General features: G+C 69.7%; 25 protein-coding genes. 8 read left to right on the forward strand and 17 right to left on the reverse strand.

Translation table 11 applies throughout. The annotated features are described in order from the left end of the window. Positions 1-6 precede the first annotated feature (6 nt). The gene (gene guaB / locus WU80_RS03785) at positions 7-1605 is read right to left on the reverse strand and encodes an IMP dehydrogenase (RefSeq protein WP_055401355.1); all 1599 of its coding nucleotides are present in this window, start codon (positions 1603-1605) and stop codon (positions 7-9) included. Between the two features lie 152 nt (positions 1606-1757). Here guaB and WU80_RS03790 point away from each other — a divergent pair, with 152 nt between their 5' ends. Continuing rightward, positions 1758-2165 (forward strand): DUF5319 domain-containing protein, encoded by a 408-nt coding sequence (locus WU80_RS03790; protein WP_055401395.1) that lies wholly within the window; start codon positions 1758-1760, stop codon positions 2163-2165. A 6-nt stretch (positions 2166-2171) separates the two neighbouring features. Here WU80_RS03790 and WU80_RS03795 read toward each other — a convergent pair whose 3' ends face one another. The 3 genes from WU80_RS03795 to WU80_RS03805 all read right to left on the reverse strand — a co-directional run bounded on the left by WU80_RS03795 (position 2172) and on the right by WU80_RS03805 (position 4389). Next, on the reverse strand, positions 2172-2918 hold the full coding sequence (locus WU80_RS03795; RefSeq protein WP_197281159.1) for an anti-sigma-D factor RsdA: 747 nt from the start codon (positions 2916-2918) through the stop codon (positions 2172-2174). Continuing rightward, positions 2905-3480 carry a sigma-70 family RNA polymerase sigma factor gene (locus WU80_RS03800; RefSeq protein WP_055401359.1) on the reverse strand — a complete coding sequence of 192 codons (576 nt, stop codon included), beginning with the start codon at positions 3478-3480 and terminating at the stop codon, positions 2905-2907. The genes WU80_RS03795 and WU80_RS03800 overlap by 14 nt, the downstream gene beginning before the upstream one ends. Positions 3481-3570: 90 nt before the next feature. Next, positions 3571-4389: a hypothetical protein gene (locus tag WU80_RS03805; RefSeq protein WP_156349477.1), complete on the reverse strand. Its 819-nt coding sequence runs from the start codon at positions 4387-4389 to the stop codon at positions 3571-3573. A 352-nt stretch (positions 4390-4741) separates the two neighbouring features. Here WU80_RS03805 and WU80_RS03810 point away from each other — a divergent pair, with 352 nt between their 5' ends. The 6 genes from WU80_RS03810 (at position 4742) to WU80_RS03835 (ending at position 8519) form a co-directional block, all read left to right on the forward strand. Next, the gene (locus WU80_RS03810) at positions 4742-5050 is read left to right on the forward strand and encodes a WhiB family transcriptional regulator (protein ID WP_055401363.1); all 309 of its coding nucleotides are present in this window, start codon (positions 4742-4744) and stop codon (positions 5048-5050) included. Positions 5051-5265: 215 nt separating this feature from the next. Beyond that, entirely contained in the window at positions 5266-6150 is an 885-nt protein-coding gene (locus WU80_RS03815; RefSeq protein WP_055401365.1) for a Rieske 2Fe-2S domain-containing protein, read from the forward strand. After that, entirely contained in the window at positions 6147-6626 is a 480-nt protein-coding gene (locus WU80_RS03820; RefSeq protein WP_055401367.1) for a hemerythrin domain-containing protein, read from the forward strand. Before WU80_RS03815 ends, WU80_RS03820 begins: the two co-directional genes overlap by 4 nt. A gap of 37 nt (positions 6627-6663) precedes the next feature. Next, positions 6664-7398 (forward strand): superoxide dismutase family protein, encoded by a 735-nt coding sequence (locus tag WU80_RS03825; protein ID WP_055401369.1) that lies wholly within the window; start codon positions 6664-6666, stop codon positions 7396-7398. A 28-nt stretch (positions 7399-7426) separates the two neighbouring features. Continuing rightward, positions 7427-7828, forward strand: coding sequence for a hypothetical protein (locus WU80_RS03830; protein ID WP_055401371.1), 402 nt, complete (start codon positions 7427-7429; stop codon positions 7826-7828). 40 nt (positions 7829-7868) lie between these two features. Beyond that, complete coding sequence (locus WU80_RS03835) at positions 7869-8519, forward strand: DUF1345 domain-containing protein (protein WP_055401374.1); 651 nt, start codon at positions 7869-7871, stop codon at positions 8517-8519. Between the two features lie 14 nt (positions 8520-8533). Here WU80_RS03835 and WU80_RS03840 read toward each other — a convergent pair whose 3' ends face one another. Further along, positions 8534-9328 (reverse strand): hypothetical protein, encoded by a 795-nt coding sequence (locus WU80_RS03840; RefSeq protein ID WP_231633736.1) that lies wholly within the window; start codon positions 9326-9328, stop codon positions 8534-8536. Positions 9329-9348: 20 nt separating this feature from the next. Between WU80_RS03840 and WU80_RS25765 the strand changes: the two genes are divergently transcribed. Continuing rightward, positions 9349-10008: a hypothetical protein gene (locus WU80_RS25765; RefSeq protein WP_156349476.1), complete on the forward strand. Its 660-nt coding sequence runs from the start codon at positions 9349-9351 to the stop codon at positions 10006-10008. A 33-nt stretch (positions 10009-10041) separates the two neighbouring features. On the opposite strand, the gene WU80_RS03845 is transcribed toward WU80_RS25765, so the two are convergent. The 12 genes from WU80_RS03845 to WU80_RS03900 all read right to left on the reverse strand — a co-directional run bounded on the left by WU80_RS03845 (position 10042) and on the right by WU80_RS03900 (position 21274). Then, complete coding sequence (locus WU80_RS03845) at positions 10042-10371, reverse strand: hypothetical protein (protein WP_055401376.1); 330 nt, start codon at positions 10369-10371, stop codon at positions 10042-10044. A 128-nt stretch (positions 10372-10499) separates the two neighbouring features. After that, a complete protein-coding gene (locus WU80_RS03850) occupies positions 10500-11123 on the reverse strand; it encodes a methyltransferase domain-containing protein (RefSeq protein ID WP_231633737.1) in 624 nt (207 codons plus the stop codon). A gap of 195 nt (positions 11124-11318) precedes the next feature. After that, positions 11319-12935 (reverse strand): chaperonin GroEL, encoded by a 1617-nt coding sequence (groL, locus tag WU80_RS03855; protein ID WP_055405728.1) that lies wholly within the window; start codon positions 12933-12935, stop codon positions 11319-11321. An 87-nt stretch (positions 12936-13022) separates the two neighbouring features. After that, positions 13023-13325 (reverse strand): co-chaperone GroES, encoded by a 303-nt coding sequence (gene groES, locus WU80_RS03860; RefSeq protein ID WP_007167930.1) that lies wholly within the window; start codon positions 13323-13325, stop codon positions 13023-13025. A 200-nt stretch (positions 13326-13525) separates the two neighbouring features. After that, positions 13526-14548 carry a tRNA (adenosine(37)-N6)-threonylcarbamoyltransferase complex transferase subunit TsaD gene (tsaD, locus tag WU80_RS03865; RefSeq protein WP_055404794.1) on the reverse strand — a complete coding sequence of 341 codons (1023 nt, stop codon included), beginning with the start codon at positions 14546-14548 and terminating at the stop codon, positions 13526-13528. Continuing rightward, positions 14545-15012, reverse strand: coding sequence for a ribosomal protein S18-alanine N-acetyltransferase (gene rimI / locus WU80_RS03870; RefSeq protein ID WP_055404793.1), 468 nt, complete (start codon positions 15010-15012; stop codon positions 14545-14547). The genes tsaD and rimI overlap by 4 nt, the downstream gene beginning before the upstream one ends. Then, complete coding sequence (gene tsaB / locus WU80_RS03875) at positions 15009-15632, reverse strand: tRNA (adenosine(37)-N6)-threonylcarbamoyltransferase complex dimerization subunit type 1 TsaB (RefSeq protein WP_055404800.1); 624 nt, start codon at positions 15630-15632, stop codon at positions 15009-15011. The genes rimI and tsaB overlap by 4 nt, the downstream gene beginning before the upstream one ends. Continuing rightward, positions 15629-16093, reverse strand: coding sequence for a tRNA (adenosine(37)-N6)-threonylcarbamoyltransferase complex ATPase subunit type 1 TsaE (gene tsaE / locus WU80_RS03880; RefSeq protein ID WP_055404792.1), 465 nt, complete (start codon positions 16091-16093; stop codon positions 15629-15631). Before tsaE ends, tsaB begins: the two co-directional genes overlap by 4 nt. After that, the gene (locus tag WU80_RS03885) at positions 16086-17138 is read right to left on the reverse strand and encodes an alpha/beta fold hydrolase (RefSeq protein WP_197281303.1); all 1053 of its coding nucleotides are present in this window, start codon (positions 17136-17138) and stop codon (positions 16086-16088) included. The genes tsaE and WU80_RS03885 overlap by 8 nt, the downstream gene beginning before the upstream one ends. Positions 17139-17187: 49 nt before the next feature. After that, entirely contained in the window at positions 17188-18354 is a 1167-nt protein-coding gene (gene alr / locus WU80_RS03890; RefSeq protein WP_197281302.1) for an alanine racemase, read from the reverse strand. A 101-nt stretch (positions 18355-18455) separates the two neighbouring features. Further along, a complete protein-coding gene (locus tag WU80_RS03895; protein WP_055404790.1) occupies positions 18456-19838 on the reverse strand; it encodes a glutamate decarboxylase in 1383 nt (460 codons plus the stop codon). A gap of 14 nt (positions 19839-19852) precedes the next feature. Then, complete coding sequence (locus WU80_RS03900; protein WP_055404798.1) at positions 19853-21274, reverse strand: bifunctional ADP-dependent NAD(P)H-hydrate dehydratase/NAD(P)H-hydrate epimerase; 1422 nt, start codon at positions 21272-21274, stop codon at positions 19853-19855. Positions 21275-21307: the final 33 nt, after the last annotated feature.

Raw genomic sequence — 21307 nt, forward strand, 5'->3', positions numbered from 1 at the left:
CCGCCCTCAGCGCGCAAAGTAGTTGGGCGCTTCGACGGTCATGGCGACGTCGTGCGGATGGCTTTCCCGCAGCCCGGCCGAGGTGATGCGGACGAACTGCGCCTGCTGCAGCGCCTCGATGGTGGGCGATCCGGTGTAGCCCATCGCGGCGCGCAGGCCGCCGGTGAGCTGGTGGATCACCGAGGACAGCGGCCCGCGGAACGGCACCCGGCCCTCGATGCCCTCGGGCACCAGCTTGTCCTCGGAGAGCGCGTCGTCGGCGAAGTAGCGGTCCTTGGAGTAGGACTTCCCCCCGCCCCTGCCCTGCATGGCGCCCAGCGAGCCCATGCCGCGGTAGCTCTTGAACTGCTTGCCGTTGACGAAGATCAGCTCGCCTGGGGCCTCGGCGGTGCCGGCCAGCAGCGAGCCCAGCATGGCCGTCGACGCGCCGGCGGCCAGCGCCTTGGCGATGTCGCCGGAGTACTGCAGCCCGCCGTCGGCGATCACCGGCACGCCCGCCGGCCCGCACGCCGCGACCGCCTCTAGGATCGCCGTGATTTGTGGCGCGCCGACCCCGGCGACCACCCGGGTGGTGCAGATCGAGCCCGGGCCCACGCCGACCTTGACCGCGTCGGCGCCGGCGTGCACCAGCGCCAGGGCCGCCGACCGGGTCGCCACGTTGCCGCCGATCACCTCTACCTTCTCGCCGACCTCGGCCTTGAGCTTGCCGACCATGTCGAGCACCAGGCGGTTGTGCGCGTGCGCGGTGTCCACGATCAGCACGTCGGCCCCGGCGTCGACCAGCATCATCGCGCGCACCCAGGCGTCGCCGCCGACGCCGACGGCGGCGCCCACCAGCAGCCGGCCGTCGCTGTCCTTGGTGGCCAGCGGGTGTTGTTCGGTCTTGACGAAGTCCTTCACGGTGATCAGCCCGGTCAGCCGGCCGTGGCCGTCGACCACGGGCAGCTTCTCGATCTTGTTGCGGCGCAACAGCCCCAGCGCGGCGTCGGCGCTCACCCCCTCCTGGGCGGTGATCAGCGGGGCCTTGGTCATCACCTCGGCGACCTTGCGGGTCTGGTCGACCTCGAAGCGCATGTCGCGGTTGGTGATGATGCCGACCAGCGACCCGGAGTCGTCGACCACCGGCAGGCCCGAGATGCGGAAGCGGGCGCACAGCGCGTCGACCTGCGCCAGGGTGTTGTCCGGCCGGCAGGTGACCGGGTCGGTGACCATGCCGGCCTCCGAGCGCTTCACCATCTCGACCTGTCCGGCCTGTTCGGCGACGGGCAGGTTGCGGTGCAGGACGCCCATGCCGCCCGCCCGGGCCATCGCGATCGCCATCCGCGACTCGGTGACGGTGTCCATCGCCGAGCTGACCAGCGGCACTTTGAGCCTGATCTTCTTGGTGAGCTGGCTGGACGTGTCGGCGGTGGCGGGAACCACGTCGGAAGCGGCGGGAAGCAGCAGGACGTCGTCGAAGGTGAGGCCGAGCATCGCGACCTTGTGCGGGTTGTCGCCGCCGGTCGGCACCGGCTCGTCGACCAGTCCCCCGATCCGGGGGTCGCGCACGTAGGGGCTACCGACCAGGTCGGAGCTGTCTTCCAGGTGGGACATGCCACGGGTCATCGGTGGGGCCCTCCATACGATGCGGCGTGAGACCACCATCCTATCGGCACGCTCCCCCGGCGACCCGGGGCGCGCCGCGGACCCGAAACGCAGAAACGACGTGGGGCTTCCCTGCTGGCGTTATCCCGGCCGGGCTGCGTAGGCTAGTGTGCGTGCGCGATCACCTCCCACCGGGTTTGCCGCCCGATCCTTTCGCCGACGAACCCTGCGATCCGTCGGCGGCGCTGGAAGCCGTAGAGCCGGGCCAACCCCTGGACGCCCAGGAGCGGATGGCGGTCGAGGCGGATCTCGCCGACCTGGCGGTATACGAGGCCCTGTTGGCGCACAAGGGCATTCGCGGTCTCGTGGTGTGTTGCGACGAATGTCAGCAGGATCACTACCACGACTGGGACATGTTGCGGGCGAACCTGCTGCAGCTGCTGATCGACGGCACCGTCCGCCCGCACGAGCCGGCCTACGACCCCGAGCCGGACGCCTACGTCACGTGGGATTACTGCCGGGGGTACGCCGACGCCTCGCTCAACGAGGCCACCTCGGACGCCGACGGGTACCGGCGCTAAACACCGCTAGGGCGTGTTCGACGCCGACGGGCCGGGTGTCTGCTCGTGATGCCGGTGTTTGCTCCACGACTGGCTGGGCGACGGCGTGACCGATGAACTCGGGGCCGCCCCGGACGCCGTTGGCGCCGCGGTGGTGGGAGTCGACCACGCCGACGGGGTGTTCGCCGGGGCCGGCAGCGTCGCGTTCGGGTTGCGCGACTGGACGCGGACATTCAACAGATTCAGCTGATTCGTCAGCTCCTGTTTGCTGGCCGGGTCCTCGATCGACTGGACCAGGCTGCTCACCTCGGTCAGCTGATTCCGGGCCTGGTCCCACTCACCCCGGTCGATCGACTCCTGCACCTTGGCCAGGTCGGCCCGGGCCGACAGCAAGGCCTGATGCTTCTCGTTGACCCGCGGCTGGTCGAAGAACATCGCGTGCAGCCCGTAGAGCGTGGTGCCCGGACGGGCCTCGACCACCATGGCCCCGAATCCGCTCAGCACCAACAGCGCCGCGGCCACCGATCCGATCGTCGCCATCCCGCGACGGCTGCGGCGGCGGTCGGCCAATCCGGTGCGCAGGGCCGTGACGGCCTCTTCGGCCGACACCAGCGCGCTGGCCGGCGGCCAGCGCAGGTTGTCGCGCCAGTCCTCCAGCAGGGTGGCCACCGCGTCCATGTCGGGGTCGCCGACGTGCACCGGCCGCCGCTCGGCGAGCGCGTCGAGAAGCAGGTCGGTGCGGGCGAATTCGTCCAGGGAGTCAGGCACAGTCACCTGCCGCGATCATTTCGGACTTGAGCCGCGACAGCGCGCGGTGCTGGGCCACCCGGACCGCTCCCGTGGTGCTGCCGACGGCGGACGCGGTTTCCTCGGCGGACATGCCGACGACGACGCGCAAAATCAGGATCTCGCGCTGCTTGGCGGGCAGGATCTCGAGCAGCTCGCTCATCCGGCTGACCGAATCCGCTTCGATGGCCCGCTGTTCGGGGCCGGCGTCGGAGGACCAGCGCTCGGGAAGCACCTCGGTGGGGTAGGACAGATCACGGCCGGCGGCGCGATGAGCGTCCGCGACCTTGTGCGCCGCGATGCCGTACAGGAAGGCCAGAAAGGGACGCCCCCGGTCCCGATACCGCGGCAACGCCGTGATAGTCGCCAAGCACACCTCCTGTGCGACGTCATCCGCTGACAGGCCACCCCGCTCGACTGTCCCGACCCGCGCCCGGCAATACCGCACGACAATCGGACGGATGGTCTCCAGCACCTCCCGTAGTGCATTGGTGTCCCCCGCCACGGCCTTGGCAACCACAGCGTCGAGACGATCCCCTTGAATTGTCATCGACGGCGGTATCTCCAACGTTACGAACCGGACACATCGCGAGCTAACCGGGCTAACTAACGCAATGACAATAACGGGCGCGAGGCCATTTCAAGCGGAACGCCACGTCGCACCGGCGAGCCGCACTTGGCCTGCGCAGACATCGCGAATTTCCCGCAGCCGTTGTGCCGAAAACGTGACGCCTCCGAGATCGATCAGCAAGCACGCCAGCGCCCACCGCAGCGGGACGAGGCCGAGCGCCCCGGTGGCGTCCAGCGCCTCCTCCGCCACCGCCCGGGCGCGCTCGGCGGCCCCGGCGCTGCACAGGGCGGCCGCCAGCACCACCCGGCTTTTGACGGCGTGCCGCGCCGACGGGGCGGCCATGGCTCCGGCCAGGTCCACCGCTTCGTTCGCATGGCGGACGGCGATTTCGCCATCACCCCGAGCCATCGCCAACTCGGCGGCCACCCAGCCGCGGCGCACCGGCAGGCGGTCGGGCACCGCACCGGCGGCCAGCTCCGAGTCCGCGCGGGCCAACAGCGTCGCCGCGGCCGCGAAGCGGCCGACACCCAGCGCGTCGGCCGCCAGCCCGATCAGGGCGTCGGCGCGCGCCTGGGCGTCCTCCCCGGCCAGCGCGAGCGCGCGCCCGTCCCAGCCGCGCGCCAAGGTGTGCCAACCGAGTTGGCGCAGGAACGATCCCTGCGTGCTGTGGGTTAGCGAGACCAGCCGCCCGGCGGGCGCGCTGCGCCGCAGCTCCGCCAAATCGCGGTAGGCGCTGCCGTAGCGGCCCTGCCCGCCCGCCGCCACCGCGCGCAGCCACAGGTCCTCCGGCGTGACCGCCGTCGGAAGCGGCCAGGTGCCTGGCCGGTCACCGAAGGCGGCGGCGGCCAACTGCCCGCCAATCACGGAAGTGTGACGAGTTTCAATCACCACGATGGTAGTAAACACTTTGTGCAGTTCGCGTTACCGAACTGTTAATCACAATGGATTCTGTACTAACCGCGGTCGCCCCTCCGTCGGCCCATGAGCTGGGAAATCTCGTTTCGGTCAAGTGCCTGGTAGCACGGTGCATGTTTCACCATTGGGTGGCAGATGAACGCGACGTTAATTCTTTTATAACCATTACATATTTTGTCGGGCTAAGTGGCTATTGACGCAAATTCACCGTCCGCCCTAACGTACGCATGACGGGTAGTCATCGGTGACGCCGCTTCATTTCAGTTGCACTATCGCTTCGCGATCCTGACCTTACTGGGCGTGCCGTGCAGAGAGGGAAACACCAATGCCACAGCCGGAGCAGCTACCTGGACCCAACGCCGACATCTGGAACTGGCAACTGCAGGGCTTGTGCCGCGGCGTCGACTCGTCGATGTTCTTCCATCCCGACGGTGAGCGCGGCCGGGCCCGCATGCAGCGCGAGCAGCGCGCGAAGGAAATGTGCCGGCAGTGCCCGGTCATTCAGGAGTGCCGCTCGCACGCCCTGGAAGTTGGTGAGCCCTACGGGGTTTGGGGCGGCCTCTCGGAATCCGAGCGCGACCTGCTGCTGAAGGGCGACATCGGTCGCGCCCGCGGCATCCGCCGCTCGGCCTAGGCGCCGATCCAGCCGCCCCGGTGGGGCGGCACGCCTCCCGCACGACGTCGTTGAACGATTCGCCGTCGCGATCCGTGTAACCGTCATGGACTAGGCCGCCGACCGGCCGAGTTCGCATCGAAGCGGCGCGAAATGGCGTCGCACCGATACAGAATTCGGGCGTTCCGTCGTGCAGGGGAGCCCGCGTCGGTTCGCTCACGCGCACAGGAGGTGCCGTGAAGCAACAACCACACGCAGGAGTGACCGCCCTGGGACGCCAGGAATGGCTGGATCGGCCGAGCTATCGGCTCGAGCACGGTCTGACATTCCTCTTCGCGGCCATGGGCCGGCACCGGGACCGGATCAGCAACGCGCTGCACGGCACCTGGCTGGGCCATCCGCTGCACCCGGCGCTGACGTCCGTGCCGACGGGGGCCGTGACGACGACGGTCGCGATGGACGCGGCCTCGCTGCTGCCCGGAAACGCCGGCCGGTGGCGGGACGCGTCGAGGTTCGCGCTCGGGGTCGGGCTCGCCGGCAGCGTCGGCGCCGCCGCGACCGGCCTGACCGACTGGCAGCACACCCACGAGGAGTCCCGACGGGTCGGCCTCATCCATGGCGTGGTGAACGGCGTCGCGACCGCGTTGTACGCGCTGTCGTGGTGGGACCGCGGCCACGGCCGCCGGCGACGCGGGGTGGCGAGCAGCGCGCTGGGCTATGGCCTGACCCTGGGCGGCGGCTATCTGGGCGGCGCCTTGGTGTTCGGATCGGGCACCGGGGTGGATCGTTCCGGCAGCCGGCTGAGCGAGAACCGGTGGACGCCGGTGCTGCCGGCTTCGGCCCTGGACGGCCGGCCCCGGCGGGTCGAGCTGAACGGCGTGGGCGTGGTGCTGTACCGGGACGACGAACGAGTGCTGGCCGTCGGCGCGCACTGCCCCCACCTGGGTGCGCCGATGGACGACGGCTGGATCGATCGCGATCGAATCGTCTGCCCCTGGCACGGCTCGCGCTTCGCCTGCGAGTCGGGGGAAGTGCTGCGGGGACCGGCGACGGCGTCGCTCCCCCACTACCCGGCGCGCATACGCGCCGGGTTGGTCGAGGTGCGGGGAGCCGCGAGATGAACGCCTACGACGTGCTTTTCGAGCACCACAAGGTCTTGCGCGGGTTCTGCGAGAAGATCACCGCGCTGCCCCCGGACAGCGACGAGCGCCAAGACGCCCTCGACGGCTTGCTGATCGAGCTCGACATCCACATGCGGATCGAGGACGACCTGTTCTATCCGGCGGTGTCGCAGGCGAGCACGCTGGTCGCCATCGCCCACGCCGAGCACCGGCAAGTCTGGGATCAGCTGGCCGTGCTGCTTCGAACACCGGCGTCGGCGCCGCAGTACGAGGACGAGTGGCATTCCTTCGTCACCGTCCTGGACGCGCACGCCAGCGAAGAGGAGCGTGACTTGTGTCCCGCCCCAATAGATTTGAGCGCCGAGATGCTCGACGCGCTGGGCGAGCGGATGCTCGAGCGGATGGATCGATTACGCCGGTCCACCATCAACACGCTGCGCGTCCGCGGCCGCGCGGCCATGCTGAGTTTGCTGTAATCGTTTCGATCGCCGCCAATCGGGGTACGACCGGCCCATGAAGAACAAGGGCGTATCCTTCAAGACCGCGGTGCTAGCCGCGGCCATTGCACCGTTGGCCGCATGCGCAAACCAACAGGGTGGCCAGGCCACCACGTCGCCGTCCTCCAGCGCGCCGCCCGGCAGCGAGCGGATGACCACGCAATTGAAGAGCGCCGACGGAAACCAGGTCGGCACCGCCACCATCGATTTCGCGAACGGCTACGCCACGGTGACCGTGGAAGCCGGCCCGAACCAGGTCCTGAGCCCCGGATTCCACGCGCTGATGATCCACTCGGTGGGCAAATGCGAGGGGGACTTCCAGTCCTCGGGGTCCGTCTACCAGGCGCCGAATCACACGGGCTTTCCGGCCAGCGGTGACCTGACCGCACTGCAGGTGCGCAACGACGGCTCGGCGAAGCTCGTCACCACCACCAGCCTGATCACCTCATCGGACCTGAGGAGCAGCTCGGGCACCGCGCTCGTCGTCCACCAGAACGCGGACAACTTGAGCGGCACCTCCACCGGCGATTCGGGCAAGATTGTGGCCTGCGGCGTCATCGCCGCCGCGTCGGCGACGACGACGTCGTCCACCTCGACGACCACCAGCGTCACGACGATCACCACCACGACCGAAGTGCCGCCGCCGTCGACGAGCACCAGCACCGTCACCGTCACCCCGAGCTACACGTCGTCGACCCTGCCGACCACGACGGTGACGACGCCGCCCAGCCTTCCGCCCGGAACCCGCTGATCCGGCGGAGCGACCCGGCGTGCTTGACGTGCAGACAATGCTCTTCACGCTCGGGTTGGTGCTGTTCCTGATCGGTCTGCTCACCGGGTTAGCGGTGCCGGCGCTGAAGAACTCGCGCATGGCCCTGTCGAGCCACCTGGAGGGTGTCTTCAACGGCATGTTCCTCGTGCTGCTCGGGTTGCTGTGGCCACACGTCCACCTGCCGACCGCCTGGGGCGTCGCGGCCGTCGTGCTGATCGTGTACGCCGCCTACGCGAACTGGCTGGCCACCCTGCTCGCGGCGGCATGGGGCGCGGGCCGCAGGCTGGCCCCGATCGCGGCGGCCGACCACGAGGCCTCGGCGCCGAAGGAGTGGATCGTCAGCTTCCTGCTGGTCTCACTCGCGCTGGCGATCGTCGTGGGCGTGGGCATCGTCATCGTCGGGATCTGATTTCGCGCCGGACGACGAGCGCTCGTGCTTAGGTCGGGTTGTGAAATCCCTCGCTGCCTTCTTTCGCGACACGGTCGCGGCCCGGATTGGGGTTGCGGTCGCGCTCGGCGTCGCCGTCGCGTTCGGGGTGGGTAACACCATCGGCTGGCGATTCGCGCTCGCCGGCTGGATCGTCACCGCGGGTGTCTACGTGCTGTGGACGAGGCTCATCCTGGGCGGAATGGACGCCGAGCAAACCTGCAGATACGTGACGAAGGAGGACCCCACCCGCTGGGTGGCCGACGCCGTCATCGTGTCGGCCAGCGTCGCGAGCCTGGGCGGGGTCGGTTACGTGGTGGCCGCGGCGTCGCACTCGGGCCCTGGAACCGTAACGGCCGCCGTCGTCGGCATCCTGACCGTCGCGGCATCCTGGTTCGCCGTGCACACGTTGTTCACCGTGCACTACGCGCGGCTCTATTACTCGGACGACCCCGGTGGCATCAACTTCCACGACCCGGAGCGCCCTTGTTTTCGGGACTTCGCCTATGTCGCGTTCACCGTCGGCATGACCTTTCAGGTGTCGGACACCGAGATCGGGCTGTCGTCCATCAGGGCGACGGTGTTGCGCCACGCGTTGCTGTCCTACCTCCTCGGCGCGGTCGTCTTGGCGGTCACCGTCAACCTGATCGCGGGATTGGGCTCGAAGCTATAACGCACGAAAACCGGTCACCTGTGCGCGAATTCGGCGAGCTTGGCATCGAGCGCCGCGGCGTCCGGGCTCGCGTAAACCTTCGGCTCGCGCTTGTTGACCCACACCATGAACGGGCAGCCGGTCACCGGACCATTCACCGAGCCCAGTTGTTCGATGCGCTTGCCGGTCCTCGCCTCGCGCAGTTCGACGTCGTACTGCACGGCGTAATAGTCGACGGTTACCCGCTCGCCCGAGTCGGTCTTGAGGTCACACGTGCGAGACTTCACCTCGCTCCCAGGCTTACGGGTCAGGCACGCAACCACATTGGTCGACTGGAAGTCCGCGGGATTCACCCGGTAGTCGGCGCGCGAGTCGAGTGTCACCTCGTTCCAGTGGGTGTTTGACAACTGGTTCATCGGGTTTGGCTCGTCGTTCGGAGCGAACGCCACAATCTTGTACGGCTTCCCGTAGGCCGCGGCGTTGCTGGTGGACCCGCGCTCGCACACCACGTCAAAGCTTATGACCGAGGTGGCTTTCTGGACTCCGCCGCGCCCGTCGAGGCCGTCGCGGGCGATGTCGCGCACCACGTAGAAACCGACCAAGGCCACCGGCACCATGACGACGATCGCTGCGACCACGAGCACGACCACCAGCGCGACGTTGGTCTTGCGCGGCGGAGGAGCCGGCGGCGGGTACGGCGGAGGCCATTGCTGGGGGTGCTGCGGTGGTTGCGGCGGCCACTGCTGCGGATAGCTCACGCTCGCGCCCCCCACGTCATGGTGCGGCCAGCTTAGCAATACGCGCGGTTCGGAGCAGCCTCTGAATTTCACCAGAAACGACGTGAGAAGGCGTGCAGCAGTATTACGGTGCAATTTGGGCCTTGCGGCCAGCCGCAACGAATTTGATTCTGGTGGTGAACACATTGTCATCGAGGACGCAGACTCTGAGCAAAGCGATCAAACTCCTTGTGGCACCGGGGGTTACGTTGTGGGCAGTCCTCAATGCCCCGGCGGCCGGGGCCGGACCGGGCGGCAACATTCCCGGCCCCGGGGTGTGCGACTATCCCGGTGTCGGCGGAAGTACTTTCGAGGCGGGGGCCACGACGTACTATTGCGATTTTCCCATCGAGGAGAACAGCACCCACTGGCATTGCGAATACGGCGGCTGGAACATGGGTGGTCCAGGTGGTAACTCCATCATCGGCGGAACTTTCATGGGTTTTGGGTTGACCATCCCGGCAGGCGATTTCGGGGGCGCTTCCGGTGGTTGTTCATGGCGCTGGCCGGATAACACGATCGGCCCACCACCGAACCCACCGGGCGCGTGGCGGAACTACTTGGTGCCCAAGCCGCCACCGCCCGAACATCGGGCACAACCGACCCCACCGGCCGGGCCGGAGTCCGGGCCGGCGCCGGTGATTACTCCCGATGCCGGCCAGGAGCCCGAGACACCGGCCTACACCAACCCGGCGTTTCCGAATCCCGGCAGGACCCAGAATCCGCCATTTTAGGCTTGGTCGCGGCCGATGTGCCTGGAGTCCGGGCTAAGGGCACATGAAGCTGATCGGCGGGCAAGTCCTCCTGGTGATCGCCTCGATCGGCGGGTTGTCGCCATCCCAGATCGAGGTCGGCCGGCCCTGGCTGGTGACGTTGCCCATCCCGTAATTGGTCGGATACCAGGTGTGGCAGACGCTCCAGTCCCAGTCGATGTATTGGTTGACGATGTAGGGCATCTGCTTCGGGTCGCCGGGGCACCAGCGGTGCGGTTCCATCGTGTCCGCGTGGGCGACGCCCATACCCCACCCGGTCAGCGCGGTACCCCCCGCCAGCACGGCGGCGGCGGCGAGTCTCTTGGTCAACTGGGCAAACAGCATGATGGCGGTCCTTCCTGGTCTGTTCGTCACAACCAGTGCACAACCCCCGCGTCGCTACCGATCCCAACAGACCGCATCCGAAGAATCAACACCCCCGCGCTCGCGCGGCCCGCGGGTAACGCAGCGACCTACCCCGGGGCGGAAGCAACGAGCAAATGGTGTGGGACCGCCACGTCGGCGAGGCGACGCTGCTCTACATCCTCGAGGCCCGCTCTCCTCAAGGAGGCGACGACATCCGCGACCGGGCGAAGGGTGAACCCGTACGCGGTGAAAGGCAAGCGGGCCATCGCGTCGGGATCGCCGATCCCCAACACGGCCCGGCCACCGGGTCGCAGAACGCGGGCGAGTTCGGCGCAGGCCGCGTCGAGGTCGGTGATGAAGTAGACCGTGTTGACCGTGATCGCCGCGTCCAGCGACCCTTCGTCGATCGGCAACGCGGTCAGCGACCCATTTTCCAGTGTCAGTGTGCCGGCCGCGATCTGGGCGGCGAAGCGCGCCCGGGCACGCGCGAGCATGTCCTCGGCGACCTCGACGCCGTGGACCCTCCCCTGCGGACCGACTCGCCGCAGGAGCAGTTCAAGCCCGAGTCCGCCACCAAAACCGATGTCGGCCACCGCATTTCCGGCTGTGACCTCCGTCGCCTCGACGGCGCCGGCCACCGCCTGGCGATTGCCGCAATTGAGCAGTAGCGCCACTCCGCGACCGACAACACCATGCGGACGGCCGAGCTGCCCGGCAACCGCTGTCAGCACCGCCCGACGCAATCCCGCCACCGTATACCTCAGATCGAATCATCGGAGCGGCTGTCTTCCCGATCATGCCACCGTTCAACCGCCGAACGTGTACCGGCTGCGACATCCCGGCGGGTTTTTCGCACTGGTTGCACGCTCGCGATCGAGACGAAAACACCCCCGGCCCAACGGACCGGGGGTGTTTCGCGCTACTCGCTAGTGATGGTGGTGATGACCGTGCCCGTGGTCGTCCTCTTCGGCGGGCTTGTCGACGACGGCCGTCTCGGTGGTCAGCACCATCCGCGCCACCGAGGCCGCGTTGAGCACCGCGGAGCGGGTCACCTTGACCGGGTCGATCACGCCGTCGGCGAGCAAGTCACCATAGGTGAGCTTGTCCGCGTTCAGGCCGTGCCCGGCCGGCAACTCGCTGACCTTGCTCACCGCGACCGCGCCGTCCAGTCCGGCGTTGGTGGCGATCCAGTACAGCGGTGCCGCGAGCGCCTCGGCGAACACCTCGACGCCAGCCGCCTGATCGCCGGACAGCGACCCGCGCAGCTCCTGCAGCGCCGCGCGCGCCTGGATCAGCGCCGTGCCGCCACCCGAAACGATGCCCTCTTCGACGGCGGCCTTGGCCGCCGCGACGGCATCCTCGACGCTTTCCTTGCGTTCCTTGAGCGCAGTCTCGGTGGCGGCGCCCACCTTGATCACCGCCACGCCGCCGGCCAGCTTGGCCAGCCGCTCCTGCAGCTTCTCGCGGTCCCAGTCGGAATCGCTCTTCTCGATCTCGGCGCGCAGCTGCTTGATCCGGTCGGCGACCGCGTCCTTCGAGCCGCCGCCGTCGACGATGATGGTGTCGTCCTTGCTGACCACCACGCGACGGGCCGAGCCCAGCACCTCGGCGCCGACCTCGCGCAGCAGCAGGCCGGCGTCGGGGTTGATCACCTGGCCGCCGGTGACCACCGCCAGGTCCTCAAGGAACGCCTTGCGCCGGTCGCCGAAGAACGGCGCCTTCACGGCGACCGCCTTGAGCGTCTTGCGAAGCGAGTTGACCACGAGGGTCGCCAGGGCCTCGCCCTCGATGTCCTCGGCGATGATCAGCAGAGGCTTACCCGACTCGGCCACCTTCTCCAGCATCGGCAGCAGGTCGGGCAGCGAGCTGATCTTCTCCTGGTGCAGCAGGATCACCGGGTCGTCCAGCACGGCTTCCTGCGAATCGAAATCGGTGACGAAATACGCCGACAGGAAACCCTTGTCGAAGCCGACGCCCTCGGTGAACTCCAGCTCGGTGCTCAGCGTCGAGGATTCCTCGACGCTGACGACGCCGTCGGCGCCGACCTTGGTCATCGCCTCGCCGACCAAGGCGCCCAGCTGCTGATCGCGCGACGAAACCGTCGCCACCTGAGCGATCCCGTCCTTGCCGGACACCGGGGTGGCCGCCGCCAGCAGCGCCTCGGACGCCGCGTCGGCCGCCTTGGAAATTCCGAGGCCGAGCTCGATCGGGTTGGCGCCGGCCGCAACCAGGCGCAGACCGCCCTTGACCAACGCCTGCGCCAGCACCGTCGCGGTGGTGGTGCCGTCGCCGGCCACGTCGTTGGTCTTGGTGGCCACCGACTTCACCAGCTGCGCGCCCAGGTTTTCGAACGGGTCTTCCAGCTCGATCTCACGCGCGACGGTGACGCCGTCGTTGGTGACCGTCGGCCCGCCAAATGCCTTGGCCAGCACCACATGCCGGCCACGGGGGCCCAGCGTCACCCGGACCGCGTCGGCGAGCGCGTTGACGCCGGCCTCGATGGCGCGGCGCGCGGTCTCGTCGTACTCAATAACCTTGCTCATCAGGCTCCTTGTTTGATACCCGCTAACGCATGCCGCCCCGGAAATCACCCGCGTATGCGCGGGGATCGCCGGGGCGGAACACGGTGCTTACTTCGATACGACGGCCAGCACGTCGCGCGCCGACAGGATCAGGTACTCCTCGCCGTTGTACTTGATCTCGGTGCCGCCGTACTTGCTGTAGATCACGGTGTCGCCTTCCGAGACGTCCAGCGGGATCCGCTTCTCGCCGTCCTCGTCCCAGCGGCCGGGACCGACGGCGACGACGGTGCCTTCCTGCGGCTTCTCCTTGGCGGTGTCAGGAATGACCAGACCGGACGCGGTCGTGGTCTCGGCCTCGTTGGCCTGCACGAGAATCTTGTCCTCGAGTGGCTTGATGTTCACCTTCGCCACGATTGGAGCCCTCCACTAGTTAGATCGGGTCCGGGGTGGGTCCCCCGGAATTATCAAGGGATTCGGCAGTCGTCCGTGCCCAAGGGCCGTCGTCGCGGGTGCCGGCACAGGGTTTGGCCGATTGCCACCTAGCACTCTATACACGAGAGTGCTAGCACTCAAGGGCGGCCCGGTGCGTATCGGGTTTTCGCTACCAGCGATCAGCTGACCTGGGCTTTTACCACCGGGAGGCCCGGGTCGGTGGGCGCGTCCAGCGGCGAGGGGGGCGCCCCGGCGGCCACCAGGTGCGCGGCGAAGGAGGCGATCATCGCCCCGTTGTCGGTGCAGAGCCGCGGCCGGGGGATCCGCAGCGTCAGCCCCGCCGCCGCGCAGCGCTGCTCGGCCAGCTCCCGCAGCCGCGAATTGGCGGCCACTCCCCCGGCGATCAGCAGCGTCGAGACGCCAAGCCCGGTCGCCGCCCGCACCGCCTTCATGGTCAGCACGTCGGCGACGGCTTCCTGGAACCCGGCGGCGACGTCGGCGTTGACCGCGTCCGGGTGACTCTCCAGATAGCGCGCCACGGCGGTCTTGAGCCCGGAGAAGCTGAAGGCGTACGGGTCGTCGGCGGGGCCCGTCATGCCGCGCGGGAAGGTGATGGCCTCGCGATCGCCGGTGCGGGCCAGGTCGTCGAGTACCTTGCCGCCGGGGTAGCCCAGCCCCAGCAGCCGCGCGACCTTGTCGTAGGCCTCGCCGGCGGCGTCGTCGACGGTGCTGCCCAGCTCGACGATCGGTTCGCCGAGGGAGCGCACGTGCAACAGGTGCGTGTGCCCGCCGGACACCAGCAGCGCCACGCATTCGGGGAGCGGGCCGTGCTCGTAGACGTCGGCGGCCAGGTGCCCGCCCAGGTGGTTCACGGCGTAGAACGGCACCCCCCACGCGGCCGAATACGCCTTGGCGGCAGCGACTCCCACCAGCAGGGCACCGGCCAGTCCGGGCCCGATCGTGGCGGCGACGATGTCGGGCTTGGCCACGCCGGCCGTCGCGAGCGCCCGGCGCATGGTGGGCCCGAGCGCCTCCAGGTGCGCCCGCGACGCGATCTCGGGGACCACGCCGCCGAAGCGGACGTGTTCGTCGACGCTGGACGCGACCTCGTCGGCCAGCAGCGTCACGCGGCCGTCATCGTCGAGCCGGGCGATGCCGACTCCCGTTTCGTCGCAAGAGCTTTCGATGGCCAAGATGATCATTGGGCACCCCGCCGCATCGTGTAGGCGTCGGCGCCGCTCGCTTTGTAGTAGCGCCGGCGCAGGCCGATCTGTTCGAAGCCGACGCTGCGGTACAGGCCGATCGCCGTCTCGTTGTCGGTGCGCACCTCGAGGAAGACGACGCCCCCGCCGGCGAAGGCCAGCAGCTCGTCGAGCAGCCTGCGCCCGATGCCGCGGCCCTGATAGTCGGGGTCGACGCCGATGGTGTGCACCTCGTATTCGAACGGCGGCGTGCGGCCCAGCCGCGAGATTCCGGCATAGCCGACGAGCGTGCTTCCCACCCGTGCGCCGACGTAATGGTTGTGCCGGCTGGCCAATTCGCGGTTGAAGGCCGCCGCGGGCCACGGGTCGTCACCGTCGAACAGCTGACGTTCCAGCTCGGCGCAGCGCGCCGCGTCGGCGGGCGTCAAGGCGCCGAGCGTCACGGGCTCGCTGGGCGCGGTCATCGTGGGGCCGCCATCGGTTTGGCGTCCGGGCGGCGAAGATACAAGGCCACCAACGGCAATGGGCGCTGCGACCAGTCGGGCACCGCGGCCACCAGGCCGCCCGGCGTCGGGTGGGTGGGCCCGGTCACCGGCAGGCCGAACAGCGCGGCGTGCTCCGGCGACCCGGCGACGGCGCGCGCGGGGCCGGGGTCCACGTCGGCCGGGGCGTTGACGCCCGGACCCGCCATCCGGGAGCCGTCGCGGTAGCGGGCCCAATAGACCTCGCGGCGGCGGGCGTCGGTGACCACCAGCACGTCGCCCGTGGTGCGCACCCCGATCGCGTCCAGGCTGCACACCCCGCGCACCGGGATGCCCAACGCGTGCCCGTAGGCGGCGGCCGTGGCCATCCCGGCCCGCAGGCCGGTGAACGGCCCGGGTCCGCAGCCCACCACGACGGCGTCCAGGTCGGCCATGGACAGCCCAGCATCATCAAGGGCGGCAAGCACATTCGGGGTCAGGCGTTCGGCGTGCGCGCGGGCGTCGACGGTGATGCGTTCGGCCAGCACCGTCAGGTCGGGGCGGCGCACGATCCCGGCGGTGACGGCCGGGGTGGAGGTGTCCAGGGCCAGAATGCGATTCACGAACGGCTCCACTGCCACGACGCGATCCGCACGTCGGATCCGCTGAGCCGCTCCAGGCGAATGTCGAGGTGCCGCTCGGCGAGGCGCTCGACGAGACCCTCACCCCACTCGACCACGACGACCGCGTCGTCGAGCTCGGTGTCGAGGTCCAGCGAGTCGAGCTCACCCAGCAGGTCGGCGCCGTCGGTATCCAACAGCCGGTACATGTCGACGTGAATCATCGCCGGTGCGCCCGGCCGCCGCGGCGGGTGGACCCGCGCCAGCACATAGGAGGGCGAGGTGACCGGGCCGTCGACGTCCATCGCCGCGGCAATCCCCTTGGCCAGCACCGTTTTTCCCGCTCCCAGCGGACCGGTGAGCACCACGACGTCGCCCGCACACAGCTGCGCGCCGAGCCGCGACCCGAACGCGATGGTGTCCTCGACGCGTTCGAGGGTGGCCGTGCCGCCCGACTCAGCCACGACGGCGCAGCCTCTCGCGCAGCCACCGGGCCGCCAGCGCGGTGCGGCCCGGGGTGGCCCGCTTGACCAGCCGGACCAGCCCGTGATTGATCGCCTCGGGCTTGTCCAGCAGCGCGAGGTGGCTGGCCCCGCGAACGATGACCAGCTCGGACTGCGGCAGTGATGCCGCCATCTTGCGGGAGTATTCGTCCGGTGTCAGCAGGTCGTGGTCACCGCAGGCGATCAGGGTGGGGATGCGCAGCAGGGTCCACAGCCCGGCGGTCTCGTCGTGGGCCTCCAGGGCGTCCAGGAACTCGACCATGGTCGGGATCGGGGTGCCGTTCATCATCCGCTGCGAAAAGGCGTCCAGGCTCCGGCTCACGTGCAGGTCGCTGTAGGAGGCGGCCCGCAGGATCGGGCCGATCAGCGACCGCGACACGTTGCGGCCGCGGTGCATCAGCTTCGGCGCGGACCGCGCGGTGAACCGAAACGCTTCCAGCGCAGGGTTTTTCAAGATTTCGCCCAGCGGTGAGCGGGCGACGCCCTCGGCCGCCGAGCTGATCAGCGCGGCCCCCACGATCCGCCGCCCGTACTGGTCGGGGAATTGGCGCGCGTGCGACAGCACCGTCATGCCGCCCATCGAGTGGCCCACCAGCACCACCAACCCGCGCGGTGCGACCACCTGCAGCACGCTTTCCAGGTCTTTTCCGAGCTGGGTCAGCGTGTAGCTCTCGGGCGGGGCCTCGTCGGATTTGCCGTGCCCGCGCTGGTCGTAGAACACCATCCGGACGCCGGGGCCAAGGTGGTGGGGCAGCCGCGTCCGCTGAAAGTGGAAGGCGCCCATCCGAAGACAGAAGCCGTGGACGAAGACCATGGTCAACGGGGCGTCCGCCGGGCCGGCCTCGCGGATGGCGAGCGACACGCCGTCGGGGGTGGTGACCACCGAGCGGCGGTCGTCGTCGATCCGGTCGAAATCCTCGTCGGCGTACGGGTCTTCGGCGCCGTGGGTGCGCTGGATCATCGAACGGCGGGCGGAGGCTCCGACGATGGTGGCGAGGGCAGTCACCCCCGCCCCTCCCGCAAGCCATGCCCCCTTCTGGCGCCTGCGGGCTCTCTCACGGCTCAATGGTTCGCGCCTCGCGGTAGGTCCGGGTGATGCGCCCGCGCGGGCTGGTCACCACTTCGTAATGGATGGTGCCAAGCAGGTCGGCCCAGTCCTGCGCGGTGGGTTCCCCGCGGTTGCCCGGGCCGAACAGGATGGCCTCGTCGCCCTCGGCCACGTCGGGCCGGCCGGGGCCGAGGTCGACGACGAACTGGTCCATGCAGATTCGCCCCACCCCGGGCCGTCGCTTGCCGTTGATCAACACCTCCAGCCGCCCCCCCAACGAGCGGAAGATGCCGTCCGCGTAGCCCACCGGCAACAGCGCCAGATTCGTGTCACGCTCCGCGGTCCAGGTGTGCCCGTACGAGACGCTCTCACCGGCGCTGATCGACTTCACAAGCGCCACAGGGCATTTCACCGTCATCGCCGGGACCAGCCCCATGTCGCCGAGCTCGGGGACGGGGCTCAGGCCGTACACGGCGACGCCGGGCCGCACCAGGTCGAAGGCCAGATCGGGACGCGACATGGTGGCCGACGAGTTGGCCAGGTGGGCGACCTCGAACCGCACCCCCTGCTCGCCCGCCTGCGCCAGCATGTCGCTGAAGCGTTGGGCCTGAAGGTCATTGACGGGGTTGGCCGGTTGGTCGGCGAACACCATGTGGGACATCAGCCCGCGCAGCCGGATGGCCTCCTCGGCGACCGCCCGGCGCAGGGCGGTCAGCATCGACGGGTACCGCGCGGGGTGCACGCCGTTGCGGTTCAGCCCGGTGTCGACCTTGAGGGTCACGGTCCCGGTGCGGCCCGTGCGGCGCGCGGCGTCCAGCAGCTCGCCCAGCTGGCGCTCGGACGACACCGCGATCTCCACGTCGGAAAGCAGCGCGGGCCCGAAGTCGATGCCGGGCGGGTGCAGCCAGGCCAGCACCGGCGCGGTGATGCCGTCGGCGCGCAGCGCCAGCGCCTCGGCGACGGTGGCGACGCCCAGCTCGACCGCCCCGCCGGCGAGCGCCGCGCGGGCGGACTGGCTGGCGCCGTGGCCATACCCGTCGGCCTTGACGACCGCCATCACCTGCGCGCGCCCCGCGTGCTCGCACAACACCCGCGTGTTGTGCTCAATGGCGCCCAGGTCCACCAGGGCCTCGGCGAGGACGCCCGGGGTCAGGGATATCGGGGTAACGGCCACGGCGGCCATTGTCCCAGAAGTGCCGAACCGCCCGTCGAGCGTCGACTTGTTGGCGAACATCCGGCCTGGTCAGCCCAACAAGTCGACGTTGTGCGCGCAACCTAGTGCGCGAAGTGCTGCGCGTCGTAGTGCCCGCCCGGCTTGACCTTGTCCAGCGACGCGAGCGCCGAGGTGGCGTCGTCGTGCAGCGCCCGGGCCAGGTCGGCGGACAGTCCCTCGCGCACCACGATGCGCAGCACCGAGACGTTCGTGGCGTTGTCGGGCATCGTGTAGGCGGGCACCTGCCAGCCGTAGGTGCGCAGCTCGTGGGAGACGTCGAACTCGGTGTAGCCGCGGTCCTTGGCCAGCCGGAAGGCGACCACGGGGATCGCAGAGCCGTCCGAGATCAGGTCGCAGTGATCGCTGACCCGCAGTTGCTCGCCCAGCCAGCGGGCCGTCCCGGACAGCGCCTGCATCACCTTGGTGTAGCCGTCGCGGCCCAGCCGCAGGAAGTTGTAGTACTGGCCGACCACCTGGTTGCCCGGGCGGGAGAAGTTCAGCGTGAACGTCGGCATGTCGCCGCCGAGGTAGTTGACCCGGAACACCAGCTCCTCGGGCAGGTGCTCCTTGCTGCGCCACACCACGAACCCGACGCCGGGGTAGGTCAGCCCGTACTTGTGCCCGCTGACGTTGATGGACACCACCCGGGGCAGCCGGAAGTCCCACTTGAGCTCCGGGTGCAGGAACGGCACCACGAACCCCCCGCTGGCGGCGTCCACGTGCACGGGCACGTCCACGCCGCCGTCGGCCGCCAGCTTGTCCAGCGCGCCGCAGATCTCGGCGACGGGTTCCAGCTCGCCGGTGTAGGTGGTGCCCAGGATGGCCACCACGCCGATGGTGTCCTCGTCGACGGCGTCGACGACCTGCTCGGGGGTGATGACGTAGCGCCCCTCCTCCATCGGCAGGTAGCGCGGCTCGACGTCGAAGTAGCGGCAGAACTTCTCCCAGACCACCTGGACGTTGGATCCCATCACCAGGTTGGGGGTGCGGCCCTTCCATTCCTTGCCGGCCCTCTGCCGCCACCGCCACTTCATGGCCAGCCCGCCCAGCATGACCGCCTCGCTGGAGCCGATCGTGGACACCCCGCAGGCGCTGTAGGGGTCGGCGTCGTTCAGGCCGTCGGCGTGGAACAGGTCGGCCACCATGCACACGCAGCGCTGCTCGATGGCCGCGGTCGCCGGGTACTCGTCCTTGTCGATCATGTTCTTGTCGAACGTCTCCGCCATCAGCCGCCCGGCCTCGGGGTCCATCCAGGTGGTCACGAAGGTGGCCAGGTTCAGCCGCGAACTGCCGTCGAGCATCAACTCGTCGTGGATGAAGCGGTAGGCGGCCTCCGGGTCCATCGATTCGTCGGGCATCCGCAGCGCGGGCACCGGCGCGGTGAACAGCCGGCCGGTGTAGGCGGGGGCGATGGCGTGCGCGGGCAATGAAGGATGTTGGGGCACTTGGGATCCTCTCGTTATAGGGCGGCCAGCGCGGCCCTGATGTGCGGCACGATCCGGGACGCCGACGTCGGCGCGTCACCGGGGCCCGGGTCGGCGGCCGACAGCGCCGCGGCCCGCGCGTGGACGAACGCGGCCGCGGCCGCGGCCTCCGCGGCCGGCAGGCCCGCCGCGAGCAGCGCGCCGATCATGCCGGACAGCACGTCGCCGGAACCGGCGGTGGCCGCCCAGGATTGGCCGGCCGGGTTGAGGTACACCGGGCCGCCCGGATCGGCGATCACGGTGACGTTGCCCTTGAGCAACACCGTGACACCGAGGGCGTCGGCCAGCTTCCGGCACGCGCCCACCCGATCGTCACCGGGCGGATTGCCGGCCAGGCGGGCGAATTCACCCGCGTGCGGGGTCAGCACGGTGGGCGCCTGGCGGCCCGCGACCAGGTCGGGGTGCGCGGCCAGAATGGTCAGCGCGTCGGCGTCGACGATCACCGGCAGGTCGGTCTCCAGCGCGAACCACAGCGCGGCGGCGCCGGTGTCGTCGGTGCCCAATCCCGGTCCCACGACCCAGGATTGGACCCGCCCGGCCGACGCCGGGGTGGGTGACGCGATCACCTCCGGCCAGTGCGCGAGCACCTCCCGGTGCGCGCTGCCGGCGTAGCGGACCATGCCGGAGGTGGCCGCGACGGCGGCGCCGGTGCACAGCACGGCGGCGCCGGGATAGGTCGACGAGCCGGCCATCACGCCGGTCACGCCCTGGGTGTACTTGTCGTCGTGGGGGCCGGGCACCGGCCAGCGCGCGGCCACGTCGGCCGCCTCGAAGCCCACCAAGTCGGTGTCCGGCAGATCGAGCCCGATGTCGATCAGCTTCACCCGCCCGCAGTCGGCGAGCGCGTGCACGGGTTTGAGCCCGCCGAAGGTGACGGTGAGCACGGCGCGCACCGCCGGGCCCGGGATCGCCCCGGTCGCCGCGTCGACGCCGCTGGGGATGTCGACCGCGACCACCGGGATACCCGCGGCGTCGACCGCGGCGAACACCTGCGCCGCGGCCGGCCGCAGCGCCCCGGAGCCGGAGATGCCGACCACCCCGTCGATGACGAGATCGGTTGTGGGCGAAACATTTTCGACGACACGGCCGCCGGCCTTGGTGAATGCAGCCAGCCCCTTGGCGTGGGTGCGTTCCGGATTGAGCAGCACCGCGTCGGCGGCGGCGCCGCGCCGGCGCACGAAGGTGGCGGCCCACAGCGCGTCGCCGCCGTTATCACCCGAGCCGACGACCGCGCACACCCGGCGGCCGGACACCCCGCCGGCGCGGGCCCGCAGTTCGGCGACGATCTCGGCGGCCAGGCCGAAGGCCGCGCGCCTCATCAGGGCCCCGTCGGGCAGGCTGGCCAGCAGCGGCGCCTCGGCCTGGCGGATCGCGTCTACGGAGTAGTAGTGCCGCACCATTGCCACATTACGGGTCGGCGGCCGCGCGGA

This window comes from Mycobacterium sp. UM_11, from assembly GCF_001414075.1.
Taxonomy (GTDB): Bacteria; Actinomycetota; Actinomycetes; order Mycobacteriales; family Mycobacteriaceae; genus Mycobacterium.

Coding starts and splice junctions, on each gene's coding strand:
- tsaD (WP_055404794.1), bottom strand. CDS start 14,548: ATGATCATCTTGGCCATCGAAAGCTCTTGCGACGAAACGGGAGTCGGC.
- guaB (WP_055401355.1), bottom strand. CDS start 1,605: ATGACCCGTGGCATGTCCCACCTGGAAGACAGCTCCGACCTGGTCGGT.
- groL (WP_055405728.1), bottom strand. CDS start 12,935: ATGAGCAAGGTTATTGAGTACGACGAGACCGCGCGCCGCGCCATCGAG.
- WU80_RS03845 (WP_055401376.1), bottom strand. CDS start 10,371: ATGCTGTTTGCCCAGTTGACCAAGAGACTCGCCGCCGCCGCCGTGCTG.
- WU80_RS03820 (WP_055401367.1), top strand. CDS start 6,147: ATGAACGCCTACGACGTGCTTTTCGAGCACCACAAGGTCTTGCGCGGG.
- rimI (WP_055404793.1), bottom strand. CDS start 15,012: ATGACCGCGCCCAGCGAGCCCGTGACGCTCGGCGCCTTGACGCCCGCC.
- WU80_RS03800 (WP_055401359.1), bottom strand. CDS start 3,480: ATGACAATTCAAGGGGATCGTCTCGACGCTGTGGTTGCCAAGGCCGTG.
- WU80_RS03825 (WP_055401369.1), top strand. CDS start 6,664: ATGAAGAACAAGGGCGTATCCTTCAAGACCGCGGTGCTAGCCGCGGCC.
- WU80_RS03810 (WP_055401363.1), top strand. CDS start 4,742: ATGCCACAGCCGGAGCAGCTACCTGGACCCAACGCCGACATCTGGAAC.